The organism is Streptomyces sp. NPDC017095 (assembly GCF_044332325.1).
Taxonomy (GTDB): domain Bacteria; phylum Actinomycetota; class Actinomycetes; order Streptomycetales; family Streptomycetaceae; genus Streptomyces.
The window spans coordinates 56,576-71,759 of sequence record NZ_JBIROU010000010.1 but is presented as its reverse complement, the minus strand read 5'-3'; the positions used below and the strand labels follow the sequence as shown (position 1 = coordinate 71,759).

Below are 15,184 nucleotides of genomic sequence, written 5' to 3'. Positions count from 1 at the left end.
TCCGGAGAACAGTTGTTAACTGGATGACATGAGTCACACCCTCGGCATCCGGCAGGCCCAGAAGCAGAAGACCCGGCAGGCGTTCCTCGACGCGGCGCTCGTCCTGCTGGAGGAGCAGAGCCTCAGCAGCCTGGGCCTGCGCGAGGTCACCCGGGCCGTCGGGGTCGCCCCGACCGCCTTCTACCGGCACTTCCGCTCCACCGCCGACCTCGGTGTGGCCCTGGTCGACGAGGCGCTGGGCAGCCTGCACCCGATGGTGCGGACGACGGTGTCCACCACGGCCGGCGACAGCGAGGAACGCATCACGCGTGCCGTCGAGTTGATCGCCGGTCATGTAGACGCGTACCCCGCGCATGTCCGGTTTATCGCCCGGGAACGACATGGCGGGGTGCAGCCGGTGCGCGAGGCCATCCGGGACCAACTGCACCGGTTCGCCGAGGAGGTGAAGGACGAGCTGGCCAAGGACCCGGAGGCGGACGGCTGGAGCGACGACGACCTGCTGATGCTCGCGCACCTCTACGTCGACCAGATGCTCGTCACCGCCTCGCTGTTCCTGGAGGCACAGGAGGCGCCCGAGGAGCGGGACCGGGTGACCCGGCTCGCCGCCCGCCGGCTGCGCCTCATCACCCTGGGCCGCACCCACTGGCTGGACTGACACCGATCCCGCGCGAGGGTCTGCGCGCGGGAGCCCGCGACGCGACGGCCCCGGCATCGCGTAAGGGCCGGCCCCCGAGGGGCCGGCCCTTGCGGGTGGTCGGGGTGTCAGCTCAGCTTGGCCCGGGCCAGTTGGCGGGACTGTGCGACCAGCCGGTCGTCGCTGTCCCAGACCTCCGCGTCCTCCTCCAGGAAGCCGCCGGCCAGGTTGCGGGTGGTGATCGAGATCCGCAGCGGGCCGGGGGCCGGGCGGTGGCGGACGTGGACGGTGAGTTCCACGGTCGGCACCCAGCCCTTGAGGCCCATCTCGAAGGCGGTGGGCGGCAGGGCGTCCACGGCGAGGAGCAGCGAGAGCGGGTCGGCGTCGCGGCCGTCGGCGAGGCCGAACCAGCCGCGCATCTCGCCCTTGCCGGAGGGGCTGCCGAGCGCCCAGCCGAGGGTGGCGGGGTCCAGCTTGAGCATCAGCCGGTCGGCGATGGCGGAGCTGCCCTCGACCGGGGCCGGTCCGTCCTCGGAGCCGAGGCACCGCTCCAGCGGCGGGATCACGGGCGGGGTGGCGGTGGTGCGCACGTCGTCGGGGAGGGCGTCGAGGTCGCCGTAGGAGGCGAGGACGCGGATGCGCTCGACCTCGTTGCCGTCGTCGTCGTACTGGAAGAGCGAAGCCTGGCCGGTGGAGAGGGTCCGGCCGGCGCGGACGGTCTCGGTGCGGACGACCGCCGGGCCGGGCCGGGAGGCGGTCAGGTAGTGCGCGGAGATGGTGAACGGGTCCGGATGCGGGAGGGTGTCCGCGAGGGCCCGGCCGAGCACGGCCAGCAGATAGCCGCCGTTGACGGCGCTGATGATGGTCCAGCCGGCCGAGAGGTCGATGTCGTAGACACCGGGCTCGCGCCGGGTGACCATGGTGTCGCGGTCGAACTCGCTGTCGCCGATCACGGCCCGCGAATGGGGAACGGTAGCTGCTTCGGGCATGCGGGAACGGTACAACAGCGAACTACTAAGCGGTAGCTTTCCCTGTTTCAGCGAGATGTCGGCTACTCCTCGGTCACCGTCGAACGGCGGTTCCACGCCCGGGGCGCCCGCCAGTGGAACCGCATGGCGAGCAGCCGCAGCACGAAGGCCGTGACGGCGGCGATCCCGCTGGTGAGCGGGGTGAGCGCGTCGTAGCGCAGGCACAGCACGACCATCGTGGCGCCCACCATGGCCGGGACCGCGTACAGGTCGCGGTCCCAGCGCAGCAGCGAGGGCACCTCGTTGGCCAGCACGTCCCGCAGCACACCGCCGCCGACCGCGGTGGCGAGGCCCAGCGCCGCCGAGGCGGTCAGCCCGAGGCCGTAGCCGTACGCCTTCGTCGTGCCGCTGACGCAGAACAGCCCGAGGCCGGCCGCGTCGAAGACCAGCACCGCCGCCTGGATGCGCTCCACGTGCGGGTGCAGGAAGAAGACGACGAGGGTGGCGAGCAGCGGGGTCACGAAGTACCCGAGGTCCGTGAAGGCGGCGGGCGGCACGGCTCCGATGACCAGGTCACGGAAGAGTCCGCCGCCCAGCGCGGTCACCTCGGCGAGCACGGCGATGCCGAAGACGTCGAAGTTCTTGCGGACGGCCAGCAGGGCGCCGGAGATCGCGAACACGAAGATGCCGATCACATCGAGCGTGTGCTGGACGGACGGACTGAAGAGTTGCTGGAGCTGCACCCTGACATTCTCACCCGCCAGGGTGCCCGTGCCTTACGAAGTGGGGCTCACAGGGCGGGTTTCCCTGGCGTGAACAGCCAGGTGTCGAACAGGTCGTCCAACTGCCGGCCGCTGATCCGCTCCGCGAGCCGGACGAAACCGGCGGTGTCGGCGTTGCCGTACCGGTGCAGCCTGGTCCAGGCGGGCAGCAGCCGGAAGAAGGCGGGGTCGCCGATCCGCTCGCGCAGCGCCTGGAGCGTCATCGCGCCGCGCTGGTAGACGGCGGAGGAGAACATGGTGTCCCGCTGCGGGTCGGCCGGCTTGATCTGCCAGAAGGCGGAGTCGGCGGGCCGGGCGTCGTAGGCGGCGCGGAAGGAGTCGTGCGCGGAGCGGGTGCCCTGGTGCTCGGCCCACAGCCACTGGGCGTAGGTGGCGAAGCCCTCGTTCAGCCAGATGTCCTTCCACTGGGCCACGCTTACCGAGTCGCCGAACCACTGGTGGGCCAGCTCGTGCACGATGGTCGACTCGCTGCGCACGGCCGAGTAGGCGGGCTTGCTCTGCACCTCCAGCGAGAACGCGGCCTGCGGCATGTCGTCGACGATGGCGCCGGTCTCCTCGAACGGGTACGGCCCGAAGACCTGCGACCAGTAGTCGGTGGCCGCGGCGGTGACGGCGTACACGTCGACGCTGTTGGCGTCCTTCAGCACGGGGTCGATGGCGACGTAGACCGGGATGCCGCCGGGCGTGCGGCCGGTGCGCACGTCGAACTTCCCGATGGTCGCGGTGGCGAGGTAGGACGCCATCGGCCTGGACTCGCGCCAGTGCGTGTGGGTGGAGTCGTCCTTGTCGTACGTCGACACCAGCCGGCCGTTGGAGACGGCGGTCAGACCCCGGGGCGCCTTGATCCGGATGTCGTAGGTGGCCTTGTCGGCGGGGTGGTCGCTGGACGGGAACCAGGTGGAGGCGGCGTTGGGCTCGCAGGCGACGAAGACGCCGTCGGCGGTCTTCATCCAGCCGTACGACGAGCCGAAGACGATGGGTCCGCCGAGCGGCTCCGGTACGCCTCCGTAGGTGACGGAGACGGTGAAGTCGCGGCCCTCGGCCAGCGGGTGGCGCGGGGTGACGGTGACCTCGTCGCCGTCCCGGGTGAACTCCGCGCGTCTGCCGTCGACTTCGACCCGGGTGATCTCCAGCTTCTGGAGGTCGAGGTCGAAGGAGGACAGGGTCTGGGTGGCGCGCGCGGTGAGGGTGGTACGGCCGTCCAGGCGGCCGGTGTCCGGGGCGTAGGAGACGTCCAGGTCGTAATGGCGGGCGTCGAAGCCGCCGTTGCCTAGCCGGGGGAAGTAGGGATCGCCGATGCCGGGGGCGCCCTGGGTGGGGGCGGCGGAGGCGGCGATGGTGAGGAAGGAGGCCGCCGCGGTGACGAGGGCTGCGATACGTGCCGAACGGGAGAGTGCCATGGGTCGTCCCTTCCGAGCGTGCCGATCAGTGGCCGGACACGGACGACTCTGCACTCTCCCGTTCAGACATGTACATGACTTTGCTCAGTCGTCATGTGCTACTTGCCGGTTGACTCCTGGGAGTCGGTCCCGGCGGAGGGCTTCCCGGTCGTGGACTTCGCGCCCGGACCGGTCTTCTCCTCGGACGCGTCCGCCGCCGCGAGGGCCGCGGCGGCTTCGGGATCCGCGGCGGTCTCGGCGGCTTCGGACCCGGCGGAAGCCTTGGAGGGGGCCTCGGGGGTCTTCGAAGTGGCCGCCGGGGTCTTCGCGGTCGCCTTGGGGGTCTTCGGAGTGGCTGCGGGGGCCTCCGGGGACTCTGAAGTGGCAGCCGGGGTCTTCGAAGTTGCCTTCGAGGTTTCCGCGGCGCCCTCCGGGGTCTTCGAAGTGACGCCCGCGGTCTCCGTAGAGGCCTCGGGGCTCGCGGCCGGCTTCGCCGTGCCGGCGGCCTCCGTGTCGGCGGCCGTGGTCCCGGTGGCCGTCTCCGCTCCGGCAACCGCCGTCTTGGCAGTCGCCGTCTTCGCAGTCGCCGCCCTCGCAGCGGTCTCCTCGGCAGCCGCCGTCTTGGCAGCTTCCGCCTCGACAGCGGCCTCCTTGGCGGCCCCCGCCTTCGCAGCGGTCTCCTCGGCGGCCCCCGCCTTGGTGGCCTCCGCCTCGGCGGCGGGCTTCTCGACGGTCTCCGCCTTGGCCGCCGTCTCGTCGGCGGCGGGCTTCTCGGAAGCCGCCCCCTCCGTGGCCGTTTCCCCGGCCGCCGTCTGCTCGGCCGTCGTGTCCTCGGCCGCCCCGCTCTCCGCCGCCGGTTCCTTCCCGGGGGCGCCGGCCGCGATGACCGCGTCCGGGACCAGTTCCGACGCCTTCTTCGCCGCCGACAGCAGGACCGTGTCCTGCGGAGCCTGGTCGGCGAAGTTCTCGGGGTGGTGGCAGGCCACCCGCTGGCCCGGCCGCAACTCGACGAGCTGCGGCTCGGTCGTCTGGCAGATCTGCGTCGCCTTCCAGCAGCGGGTGTGGAAGCGGCAGCCGGACGGCGGTGCGATCGGCGACGGCACGTCACCACGGAGCAGGATGCGCTCGCTCTTGCGGCCCCGGCGCCTGGTGTCCGGCACCGGCACCGCCGACATCAGCGCCTTGGTGTACGGGTGCATCGGCGCCTCGTACAGCGAGGTGCGGTCGGCCAGTTCCACGACCTTGCCGAGGTACATCACCGCGATCCGGTCCGAGACGTGCCGGACGACGGAGAGGTCGTGGGCGATGATCACATAGGTCAGGCCCAGCTCCTGCTGGAGGTCGTCCATGAGGTTCACGACCTGCGCCTGGATCGACACGTCCAGCGCGGAGACCGGCTCGTCCGCCACGACCAGCTTCGGCTTCAGGGCGAGCGCTCGGGCGATGCCGATGCGCTGGCGCTGGCCGCCGGAGAACTCGTGCGGGTAGCGGTTGTAGTGCTCCGGGCTGAGGCCGACCAGTTCCAGCAGCCCCTGGACCTCCTTCTTCACGCCGCCCTCGGGCTCCACGCCCTGGAGCCGGAAGGGCGCCGAGACGATCGAGCCGATGGTGTGGCGCGGGTTCAGGGAGCCGTACGGGTCCTGGAAGATCATCTGGATGTCGCGGCGCAGCGGGCGCATCTGCGCGGCGCTCAGCCGCGTGATGTCCCGCCCCTCGAAGGTGATCCGGCCGTCGGTCGGGTCCTGGAGCCGGGTGATGACCCGGCCCATGGTCGACTTGCCGCAGCCCGACTCGCCGACCACGCCCAGGGTCTCGCCCCGGCGCACCTCGAAGTCGATGCCGTCGACGGCCTTCACCGCGCCGACCTGGCGCTGCAGGATGCCCTTCTTGATCGGGAAGTGCTTGGTCAGGCCCTCGACCTTGAGCAGCACCTCCCGCTCCTCGCGCCGTGCCGGGGCGTCCTCGGGGGCCGTCGCCTGCTGCGGGACCGCGGCGTCGGCGGCAGTGTCCGTCTTCTTGGTCTCACTCACAGCTTCGGCGCAATCTCTTCGGTCCAGATCCGCTGGCGGTCCTCGGCCGGGAGGTGGCAGGCGGACCAGTGCCCGGTGCCCACCAGCTCCAGCTCGGGGCGCACCGTGCGGGTGACGTTCCCCTTCGGGATGTCCGCGTACGGGCAGCGCGGGTGGAAGGCACAGCCCGAGGGGACGTTGATGAGGCTCGGCGGCGAGCCCTTGACCGGGATGAGCCGTTCGGAGGTCTCGCGGTCGATGCGGGGCATCGAGCCGAGCAGGCCCCAGGTGTAGGGGTGCTGCGGCTGCTCGAAGACCTCGTCGGCCGGGCCTCGCTCCACGCACCGGCCGCCGTACATCACGAGGACGTCGTCGGCGATCTCGGCGACCACGCCGAGGTCGTGGGTGATCATGATGACCGCGGAGCCGAACTCCTTCTGCAGGTCCCGGATCAGGTCGAGGATCTGCGCCTGGACGGTCACGTCGAGGGCGGTGGTCGGCTCGTCCGCGATCAGCAGCTCGGGGTTGTTGACCAGCGCCATCGCGATCATGGCGCGCTGGCGCATACCGCCGGAGAACTCGTGCGGATAGCCGTCGACGCGCTTGGCGGGCTCGGGGATGCCGACCCGGTCCAGCATCTCGATGGCCCGGGTGCGGGCCGCCTTCCTGCTGACGTCGTGGTGGACCCGGTACGCCTCGACGATCTGGTCGCCGACCTTGTAGTACGGGTGCATCGCGGACAGCGGGTCCTGGAAGATCATCGCCATCTCCCGGCCGCGCAGCTTGCGCACCTCGTCCGGGTCGGCGGAGACCAGTTCCTTGCCGTCCAGCCAGATCTCGCCGGACATCCGCACGTTCTTGCCGCGCGGGCCGAGCCGGTGCAGGCCCATGACGGCCAGCGAGGTCACCGACTTGCCGGAGCCGGACTCGCCCACGATGGCGAGGGTGCTGCCCTTCTCCAGCGAGAAGCTGAGCCCGTCCACGGACTTGACCACGCCGTCGTCGGTCGGGAAGTGCACCTTGAGGTCGCGGACCTCCAGGAAGGCGTCGGGTGCCTTGCCGGGCTCGGTGCGCTCGCCCACCGCGGCGCCGGTCTTGGAGAGTTCGGTCACGAGAGCCTCACCCGCGGGTCGGCGGCGGCGTAGAGCACGTCCACCACAAGATTTGCGATCACGACGAAGAAGGCGGCGAGCAGGGTCACGCCGAGGATCTTGGGCAGGTCGTTGTCGGTGATGCCCTGCACCGCGTACCGGCCGATGCCGTCCAGTGAGAAGACGCTCTCGGTGATCACCGCGCCGCCGAGCAGCAGCCCGAGGTCCATGCCGAACACGGTGATGATCGGGGTGAGGGCGGCGCGCAGACCGTGCCGGATGACGACCTTGCGCTCGTGCAGGCCCTTGGCGCGGGCCGTGCGGATGAAGTCCTCGTTCATCGTCTCCAGCATGCCCGAGCGGGTGAGCCGCGCGTAGATGGCGGAGTACAGCAGGGCCAGCGAACACCAGGCCGGGAAGAGAGTGTTGGCCCACTGCTCGGGGTTCTCGGTGAACGGGACGTAGTCGCGTCCGAAGATCGGCCACTTGAAGACGAAGAGCAGGATCGCCAGGTTCCCCGTGAAGAACATGGGCAGCGAGACACCGGCGAGCGCGACGCCCATGAAGGTGCGGTCGAAGAAGGAGCGCGGCTTCAGCGCGGAGACGACACCGATGGCCACACCCGAGACGAGCCACAGCACGGCGGCCCCGGCGGCCAGCGAGAGGGTGATCGGAATGCGCGAGGTGAGCTGCGGCCAGACCGCGACGTGGTCCTTGAAGGAGTAACCGAAGCACGGCACGTCGCAGTGCACCGTCGTGGGCCCGAGGTTGTAGTCGGCGCCGGCCACGATCCCCTTGATGAAGTCCCAGTACTGGACGTAGACGGGCTGGTCCAGACCGAGGTTGTGCTTGACCGCGGCGATGTCCGCCTTCGACGGGCTCTTGCCGATGTACTGCTGCGCCAGCTGGTCCGCTGTCTGGCCGGCGAGCCGTGGCAGCAGGAAGAAGATGGCAAAGGTGACCGCGGAGACGACCAGCAGCAGGATCACTGCCGCGAACGTCCGGCGGAGGATGTACGAGATCACGGGGATCGGCGCTGGTGCCCGCGGGCCGCGAAGCCCGCGGGCACCAATGCCTTCACCTGCCTTCCGGGGCTGCTACTTCGACTCGACGCCGATGTTGAGGTAGTCGTACTGACCGCTGAAGGCCGCCGTGGAGACCAGGTTGGTGTAGTTCTGCGGTCGGGCCAGCAGGACCTTGAAGTAGGTCAGCGGGACGAGGACGGAGTCGTCCATGGTCTTCTTGTCGATCTGCGTGTAGAGGCTGTTGCGCTCGGTGTCGTCCTCGGTGCCGATCGCCTTGCCCAGCAGCTCGTTGACGTCCTTGTTGTCGTACTGCGACAGGTTGGTGCTGCCCGACTGGCTGATCGCCTTGCCGTTCAGGATCTGCTGGAGGAAGCCGTAGCCGGAGGGCCAGTCGGCACCCCACTGCATCATGTGCAGGCCGATGTTCTGCTTGCGCGTGAACTTCGGGACACCCGCGTAGTCGGTGAAGTACTTGCCGGACGGGAACTGCTTCAGGCTGGCGTTGATGCCGACCTTCTTCAGCGAGGCGATGATCGCCGTGGCCGCGTCGATCTCCTGCGGACGGTCCGAACGGGCCGAGATGTTCGTGTTGATCGAGGTCTTGCCGCAGTCCTTCAGCAGCTGCTTGGCCTTGGCGGCGTCGCCCTTGCTGTCCTTGCTGGCGTAGACGTCGGACTCGGCGTAGCCCGGGATGTCCGGCGGCAGCACGGTGGAGGCGATCTCACCGCGGATCGGGCCGCCCTCGGCGGTCTGCACCGAGACCTTGTCGATGGCGTACTGCACGGCCTTGCGGCACTCGACCTTGTCGAACGGCGCGACCGTGGTGTTGATCGCCAGGTAGACCAGGCGGCCACCGTAGGTGTTGTCGGTGTTGGCCTTCTTCGCGGCGTCGGTGATGACCTGGGCCTGGGTCGAGGCCTGGACACCCGTGCCGCCGAGGTCGATGGCGTTGCCCGCGAGGACGTCCTTGTCGATCGTCTCCGGGTTGACCTTCAGCCGGACGACGATCTTGTCCGGGAGCTGCTTGCGCAGCGGGTCCGTCTTCGCGTCCCAGTTCTCGTTGCGGACCAGGACGGCCTGCTGGCCCTCCTGGTAGCTCTGGAACTTGTACGAGCCCGAGGAGACGATGTGCTTGACGTAGTCGACGCCGGTGTCCTTGGCCTGCGGCACCGGAGCCGTCTGCGGGGCCGCGACCAGGTAGTCGAACTCCTGGAAGGCCTGCTTCAGGTGGAAGACGACGGTGGTGGCGTCCGGCGTCTCGATGGAGGACAGGCCCTTGGCGCTCTTGTCCTTGTACGGACCCTTGTACTTGTCGCCGCCGGCCAGGAACTGCTGGAAGTAGTTCGGGCCGAGGGAGAGCACGTCACGCGCGAAGTTGGAGCGCTCGACGGCGTACTTGACGTCCTTCGAGGTGATCGGCGAGCCGTCCTCGTACTTCAGGCCCGCACGCAGCTTGTACGTCCAGGTCTTGCCGCCGTCGCTCGGCTGGCCCTTGCTCGCGGCGAGGTCCGGGACGAGGGTGTTGCCCTCCTCGCCGGCGCCGGGCTTGAAGGTCATCAGCGGGCGGGCCCACAGCCGGCTGAGGTTGTACATGTAGGCGTAGTACGTGTTGCCCGGGTCGAACGAGTCCGGGACGTCGGACAGCTCGTAGGTGAGCGTCCCGCCCTTCTTGTCGGACGCGTTGACGACGCCCTTGGTCGCGGCGTTGGCCCCGGCCGACTTGTTCTCGTTCTTGTTGTCATCGGCCTTGCTGCAGCCGGCAATAAGCAGGCTTGCGGAGCCGATGGCCGCGATCGCGGCCAGCGCTGACCTTCGCATGATGGGCGCTTTCCCCTCCATTGTTGGAAACTTACGGGCTCTTCGGCGGCCGTCGTCAGCGGCTGCGCGGGTCGAGTGCATCGCGGAGTCCGTCGCCGAGCAGGTTGAAGGCGAGGACGGTCACGAAGATGGCGAGACCAGGGACGATCATGAACATGGGGTCGACCTGGTAGAAGGTGACCGCCTCGCGGAGCATGCCGCCCCAGGACGCCTGCGGGGGCTGGATGCCCACGCCGAGGAAGCTCAGGGACGCCTCGAAGAGGATGTTGGTCGGGATGAGCAGCGTCGAGTAGACGATGATCGGGCCGACCAGGTTGGGCATCAGCTCCCGGAACAGGATGTACGGGGCCTTGGCGCCCATGCCGCGGGAGGCGTCGACGAACTCGCGCTCGCGCAGGGCGAGGGTCTGGCCGCGCACGATCCGGCCCAGGTACGGCCAGTTGAAGAAGCCGATGACGAAGATCAGCACGCTCAGGTGGAGCGGCAGCCCGCTCAGGCCGAACGCGCCGCCCTGGAGCGTGGCGGAGATGGAGATGGCGAACAGCAGGAGGGGGAAGGCGAGGAACGTGTCCATCATCCGGCTGATGACCGCGTCCACCCGTCCGCCGTAGTAGCCCGCGACGACGCCCATCACGGCGCCGATCACGTTGGACAGGACCGTGGCGCCGAAGGCGACCACCAGCGACACCCAGGAGCCCTCCAGGATCCGGGTGGCGATGTCGCGGCCGAACTTGGGGTCCACGCCGAGCGGGTGGTCCGCGCTGATGCCGCCCAGACTGCCCGTGGGCAGCGAGGTGTTGGCGTCGATCAGGTCCTGGTGGAAGTCGTTGGGGTCGAGCCCGAAGAGGGCCTGGAGGGGGCGCGCGAGGAGTGCGAGGAGGATCAGCAGGATCACGATGACGCCGCCCGCGACGGCCACCTTGTCCTTCTTGAACCGGGTCCAGGCGATCTGGCCCAGGGAACGACCCTCGATCTGCCCCTTTCCGGCACCCGCCAGCACAGCCTCCGGCTGCACCTCGGCTGCCGCTCCGGTGGTCTCGATCGGTGCGGTCACGGTGAGCGACCCCTCTCGCCGGTGGTGACCGGCCTGCGCCTGCCGCGGATTGCGGCTTTGTCGACTTGCCATCGATCACAGGGCCTTCGGCCTCGTGTCTGATCCGGGAGTCTTCAGCGTCGTTGCGATCACCCGCCAGAGCTGACGGAGAAAGTATGCGCAACCGTGATGCAGTGCGGGGGATTCCGTTATCCGAACAGTGGGTAACGGCCCTCGGACGCGGGCCAGTTGGGACAGAACGCCGATTCGGCGCGGTTCGGGACGTATGGCGGATGTCTACGCGCGCAGAGAGCCGCCCGTCCGGTCCATCATGCACTGCGTGCCAAGAGGCCCGGCACGCGGGCCGGCTGCTCAGTAGCCGCCGTGGACCGGCGGGTAGCCGTAGCCGGCGGACGGCGGGGCCTGGAGCTGCGGGTGGGGCGCGGGGGCATGCGCCTCGCGGTCGTAGAAGGGGCGCGCGTTGGCCCGCATCCACATCACCACCGGGTCGTAGTCGTCGCTCATCGCGACCGTCGACACCGGCAGCCCCTCCGGGACCGCGCCGACGGACTGCTGCATCATCGCCCGCACCGAGTCCACCGCGGCGGGCGAGGCGTCGTACACCTCCAGGCCGATGGCGAGGTACGGCGCGCCGAGCGCGGGCTGCACCCAGGCGCGGCGCAGCGAGCGCAGCGCGGGGGTGCGGTGCGCGTTCTGCGCGAGCAGCGCGTAGAACTGCGGGATCTCGATGCCGGGTTCCGACAGCCGCAGCGGCCCGGCGGGCTGGCGGTCCAGACCGGTGGCGATGCGGCGCAGATCCAGCCAGGGGATGCCGACGCCGCCGCCCGGGGCGTGCGGGTTGAGCCAGAGGCCGTAGTGGTCGGGGTAGAGGGTGCGGGCCACGTCCAGGCCGTCGGCCACCTCGTAGGAACGGTTCCAGCCGCTGGCCGACAGTTCCTGGGCGGAGGTCACACAGGGGGCGTAGGGGAAGCCCTCCACCTCCATCGTCCCGTACTGGGCGTCCGGGGAGCCGGCCTGGCCGTGCCACAGCAGCATCCAGATCTGGCCGGCGGAGGGGATGGCGAGGGCGCGCAGCAGGGCCTCGTAGGCGTCGTAGCGTCCGGGCGTGACCTGGCGCAGCATGTGCTCGACGCCGCCGCTGTGGCTCGCGCTCACCTGGTGTGCCCCTTCTTCTTCATGACCCGGCGTGTGAGCACAGCTTATGCGCCCGGCAGCGCCGGGCCCGTGGCGTCGCGCGCCGGTGCGGGTGGGTGGCGGGGTTCTCGCGCGTGCCCCGCGCCCCCGTGGAGGGCCCGGTTCAGTGGCCGTTCCGGTAGAAGGGGTGCACGTTGGCCTTCAGCCAGGTGGCCACCGGGTCGTCGGTGACGTCCAGGAGGACGAGGTTGACCGGCCAGGTGACCGGGACCCGGCCGAGGGCCCGGCCGAGGGCCTCCAGGGGGCGGGCGCGCAGGTCGCCCTCCCACTGGGAGAGTTCCACGCCCACGAACATCACCGGCTCGCCCGTCTCGACGACGGCGAGGCAGCGGCGGGCGGTGAGCACCACGCCGGTGGTGTCGAACTCGGCGGAGGCGGCGGCGAGGAAGTCGACCGGGTCGTCCTGCCAGTCCGGCTCGAAGAGGCGGACCCGGCCGCCGGTGCCGGGGCCGTCGAGCGGGGTGCGGCCCGCCCGGCACAGCTCGGCCACGGCCGCGGGCGGCAGCGGTATGCCCACCACGCCCTCGGGGTTGACGGCGATGCCGACCTGCGCGGGCAGGCCGCGGGCGAACTCCACCGCCGGGGCGATGGTGTACGCCATGTGGGGACCGGCCACCTGGCGCAGTTGTTCCTCGGAGCTGAACACCGGGACGTACGCCTGGCCGCCGAGGTCCAGCGTCGGCAGGTCCAGCGGGACGCTGTCCGGGCCGCCGCCGCCGGGCAGCGGGACCCACAGCAGGCTGCGGCCGAGGACCTCGATGATCCGGCCGCCCGCCGTGGGGACGCCGAGGGACGCCGACAGCACCTCCTCCAGCTCGTTGCCGGGCCAGCCGCCGTGCGGCTGGGGGTGTGCCTGTGCCGGGAAGTCCGCGGGAAGGTCCGCCGGGAAGTCCATGTGCCTACCGCCTGCTGGGAACCGCTGTCGTGTGCGAGAAGGCTAGCGGGTGGCGGTGACAGTCCCTCACCGGGCGAAGCCCACCCGGCCCAGGACGTCCGCCGCGTCCCGGTCCAGCAGCACGGCCGTGCCGCAGCCGTCGGGCAGTTCGCCCCGCTCCGCCGCGCGCAGCAGCCGGGCGGTGGCCCGGCGGTGACGGCGGAAGGCGTAGCGGGAGACGCCCCGGCCGCGCTCGCGCTGGCCCTGCCGGGCGGTGCCGGGGCTGACGTCGAGCAGGAGCAGGTGCAGGGTGCCGCCCCGGCGCCGGGCCGCGCGGGCCAGCCAGGCGCGCACCCAGGGCTGGGTGCCGCAGTCGTGCACGACGACTCCCCCGCCGTCGCGCAGGGCCCGGCGCAGCGCGGCGTAGTGGGCGAGGCGGACCAGCGGGCGGTACAGGGCGTAGGGCAGCAGGCCGGGGACGCGGGCGGCCCAGCGGTCGCGGGTGTCCTGGGAGTCGACGCGGGGGCCGGCGACCGCGCGGTGCATCAGGGTGGACTTGCCGCTGCCGGGCAGGCCGGTGACCACGACCAGGTCGCGGGGGCCGAAGAGCAGGGCGTGCGGGCTGCGGCCCGCGCGGTCGCGCAGATCGCGGACGGCCGGCGCGGGACGGCCGGCGCCGCGTCCCCGGGCCGCGGCGGAGGGCTGCGCCGGCATCGTCAGGCCGGCGTGGGCGGTGTGGGCCGAGGTCCTGTGCACCCTGATCGTCCTCCCCAGTGGGCTCGGTGGTCTCCATGCCCGTTGTATGTAAAGAGAAGGTAATGGGCAACGGTCCGCGATGTGTGCGCGTACGGCCACGGACCGGTCACGATCAGTGGGCTCTGGCTGGCCGGGGTGCGGCGTGCAATGATGAGCCCGCCAACTGCATACCGGCCGTTTGAATCCGCGCGGGAGAGTTCCCAGGCCCCCCGGGCCCCTGGGACGCCGAAGGAGCAAGTCCCTCCCTTGAATCTCTCAGGCCCCGTTACCGCGCGGGCGAGGCACATCTGAAAAGCGGGCCGCCGTATCCGGCGGTCCCACCCAAGGTGCAAGCCGTGACCGTCCCCGTGGCGGTCCAGGCGAACCTCTCAGGTTCCGATGACAGATGGGGAGGAACGTTCCTCGCCCGTCCCTTCTGCCTGGGAGACGACCGACCGATGAGCAGTACCGAACTCCGTCACACCGCGCTCGACGCCGTGCACCGCTCGCTGGGCGCGACGATGACCGACTTCGCCGGCTGGGACATGCCCCTGCGCTACGGCTCCGAGCGCGACGAGCACCTGGCCGTGCGGACCCGGGCCGGTCTGTTCGACCTCTCCCACATGGGCGAGATCACCGTCACCGGAGCCGAGGCCGCCGCGTTCCTGAACCACGCGCTGGTCGGCAACATCGCCACCGTGGGGGCCGGCCGCGCCCGCTACACCATGATCTGCCAGGACGACGGCGGCATCCTGGACGACCTGATCGTCTACCGGCTGGCCGAGACCGAGTACCTGGTCGTGGCCAACGCCTCCAACGCCCAGGTGGTGCTGGACGCGCTCACCGAGCGCGCGGCCGGCTTCGCCGCCGAGGTCCGCGACGACCGGGACGCCTACGCGCTGCTCGCCGTCCAGGGCCCGGAGTCCCCCGGCATCCTGAAGTCCCTGACCGACGCCGACCTGGACGGCCTGAAGTACTACGCCGGCCTGCCCGGCACGGTCGCGGGCGTCCCGGCGCTGATCGCCCGCACCGGCTACACCGGCGAGGACGGCTTCGAGCTGTTCGTGCGGCCGGAGCACGCCGTGGAGCTGTGGCAGGCGCTGACCAAGGCCGGCGAGGGCGCCGGGCTGGTCCCGTGCGGGCTGTCCTGCCGGGACACGCTGCGCCTGGAGGCCGGCATGCCGCTGTACGGGCACGAGCTGACCACCTCCCTGACCCCCTTCGACGCCGGCCTCGGCCGGGTGGTGAAGTTCGAGAAGGAGGGCGACTTCGTGGGCCGCGCGGCGCTGGAGCGGGCCGCCGTCCGGGCCGAGGAGAACCCGCCGCGGGTGCTGGTCGGCCTGGCCGCCGAGGGCCGCCGGGTGCCGCGCGCCGGGTACGCCGTCGTGGCCGGCGGCGAGGTGATCGGCGAGGTCACCTCCGGCGCCCCCTCCCCCACCCTGGGCAAGCCGATCGCCATGGCCTACGTCGACGCGGCGCACGCCGCCCCGGGCACCGAGGGCGTCGGCGTGGACATCCGGGGCACCCACGAGCCGTACCAGGTCGTGGCGCTGCCGTTCTACAAGCGCCGGAAGTAACCGGCCGGCCACGGCCGTGGGACCCCGGTCCCGCGCCGTCGCGT

General features: G+C 70.9%; 13 protein-coding genes and 1 riboswitch. Of the genes, 2 read left to right on the top strand and 11 right to left on the bottom strand.

Annotation, left to right across the window (positions count from 1 at the left end):
* Positions 1–28 precede the first annotated feature (28 nt).
* Positions 29–655 (top strand): TetR family transcriptional regulator, encoded by a 627-nt coding sequence (locus ACH4OA_RS21175; RefSeq protein WP_397942984.1) that lies wholly within the window; start codon positions 29–31, stop codon positions 653–655.
* Between the two features lie 107 nt (positions 656–762).
* Here the strand turns inward: ACH4OA_RS21175 and ACH4OA_RS21170 are convergent, their stop codons facing one another.
* The 11 genes from ACH4OA_RS21170 to ACH4OA_RS21120 all read right to left on the bottom strand — a co-directional run bounded on the left by ACH4OA_RS21170 (position 763) and on the right by ACH4OA_RS21120 (position 13,590).
* Positions 763–1,623 (bottom strand): thioesterase family protein, encoded by an 861-nt coding sequence (locus ACH4OA_RS21170; RefSeq protein WP_365874787.1) that lies wholly within the window; start codon positions 1,621–1,623, stop codon positions 763–765.
* Between the two features lie 62 nt (positions 1,624–1,685).
* Positions 1,686–2,345, bottom strand: a complete 660-nt coding sequence (locus tag ACH4OA_RS21165; protein WP_365874789.1) for a trimeric intracellular cation channel family protein — start codon at positions 2,343–2,345, stop codon at positions 1,686–1,688.
* A gap of 47 nt (positions 2,346–2,392) precedes the next feature.
* Positions 2,393–3,784, bottom strand: coding sequence for a M1 family metallopeptidase (locus ACH4OA_RS21160; RefSeq protein ID WP_397970163.1), 1,392 nt, complete (start codon positions 3,782–3,784; stop codon positions 2,393–2,395).
* A 98-nt stretch (positions 3,785–3,882) separates the two neighbouring features.
* Positions 3,883–5,793, bottom strand: coding sequence for a dipeptide ABC transporter ATP-binding protein (locus ACH4OA_RS21155; RefSeq protein WP_397970161.1), 1,911 nt, complete (start codon positions 5,791–5,793; stop codon positions 3,883–3,885).
* Entirely contained in the window at positions 5,790–6,884 is a 1,095-nt protein-coding gene (locus ACH4OA_RS21150; protein WP_365874793.1) for an ABC transporter ATP-binding protein, read from the bottom strand. Before ACH4OA_RS21150 ends, ACH4OA_RS21155 begins: the two co-directional genes overlap by 4 nt.
* A complete protein-coding gene (locus ACH4OA_RS21145; protein ID WP_397942978.1) occupies positions 6,881–7,888 on the bottom strand; it encodes an ABC transporter permease in 1,008 nt (335 codons plus the stop codon). Before ACH4OA_RS21145 ends, ACH4OA_RS21150 begins: the two co-directional genes overlap by 4 nt.
* A 72-nt stretch (positions 7,889–7,960) precedes the next feature.
* A complete protein-coding gene (locus ACH4OA_RS21140) occupies positions 7,961–9,727 on the bottom strand; it encodes an ABC transporter substrate-binding protein (RefSeq protein ID WP_397970159.1) in 1,767 nt (588 codons plus the stop codon).
* A 34-nt stretch (positions 9,728–9,761) separates the two neighbouring features.
* Entirely contained in the window at positions 9,762–10,760 is a 999-nt protein-coding gene (locus ACH4OA_RS21135; protein ID WP_365874799.1) for an ABC transporter permease, read from the bottom strand.
* A 351-nt stretch (positions 10,761–11,111) separates the two neighbouring features.
* The gene (locus ACH4OA_RS21130; protein ID WP_397943067.1) at positions 11,112–11,882 is read right to left on the bottom strand and encodes an enhanced serine sensitivity protein SseB C-terminal domain-containing protein; all 771 of its coding nucleotides are present in this window, start codon (positions 11,880–11,882) and stop codon (positions 11,112–11,114) included.
* Positions 11,883–12,057: 175 nt separating this feature from the next.
* On the bottom strand, positions 12,058–12,849 hold the full coding sequence (locus ACH4OA_RS21125) for an enhanced serine sensitivity protein SseB (RefSeq protein ID WP_397942974.1): 792 nt from the start codon (positions 12,847–12,849) through the stop codon (positions 12,058–12,060).
* 66 nt (positions 12,850–12,915) lie between these two features.
* A complete protein-coding gene (locus ACH4OA_RS21120; protein WP_397943065.1) occupies positions 12,916–13,590 on the bottom strand; it encodes an AAA family ATPase in 675 nt (224 codons plus the stop codon).
* A 173-nt stretch (positions 13,591–13,763) separates the two neighbouring features.
* Positions 13,764–13,865: riboswitch (glycine riboswitch) on the top strand.
* A gap of 156 nt (positions 13,866–14,021) precedes the next feature.
* On the opposite strand from ACH4OA_RS21120, the gene gcvT reads away from it, so the two are divergent.
* The gene (gcvT, locus tag ACH4OA_RS21115) at positions 14,022–15,140 is read left to right on the top strand and encodes a glycine cleavage system aminomethyltransferase GcvT (RefSeq protein ID WP_397970158.1); all 1,119 of its coding nucleotides are present in this window, start codon (positions 14,022–14,024) and stop codon (positions 15,138–15,140) included.
* Positions 15,141–15,184 lie beyond the last annotated feature (44 nt).

Excerpts from the sequence above, each read along its gene's own strand:
- ACH4OA_RS21175 (WP_397942984.1), top strand. The coding sequence starts at position 29 with ATGAGTCACACCCTCGGCATCCGGCAGGCCCAGAAGCAGAAGACCCGG.
- ACH4OA_RS21170 (WP_365874787.1), bottom strand. The coding sequence starts at position 1,623 with ATGCCCGAAGCAGCTACCGTTCCCCATTCGCGGGCCGTGATCGGCGAC.
- ACH4OA_RS21160 (WP_397970163.1), bottom strand. The coding sequence starts at position 3,784 with ATGGCACTCTCCCGTTCGGCACGTATCGCAGCCCTCGTCACCGCGGCG.
- ACH4OA_RS21140 (WP_397970159.1), bottom strand. The coding sequence starts at position 9,727 with ATGGAGGGGAAAGCGCCCATCATGCGAAGGTCAGCGCTGGCCGCGATC.
- ACH4OA_RS21130 (WP_397943067.1), bottom strand. The coding sequence starts at position 11,882 with ATGCTGCGCCAGGTCACGCCCGGACGCTACGACGCCTACGAGGCCCTG.
- ACH4OA_RS21125 (WP_397942974.1), bottom strand. The coding sequence starts at position 12,849 with ATGGACTTCCCGGCGGACCTTCCCGCGGACTTCCCGGCACAGGCACAC.
- gcvT (WP_397970158.1), top strand. The coding sequence starts at position 14,022 with ATGAGCAGTACCGAACTCCGTCACACCGCGCTCGACGCCGTGCACCGC.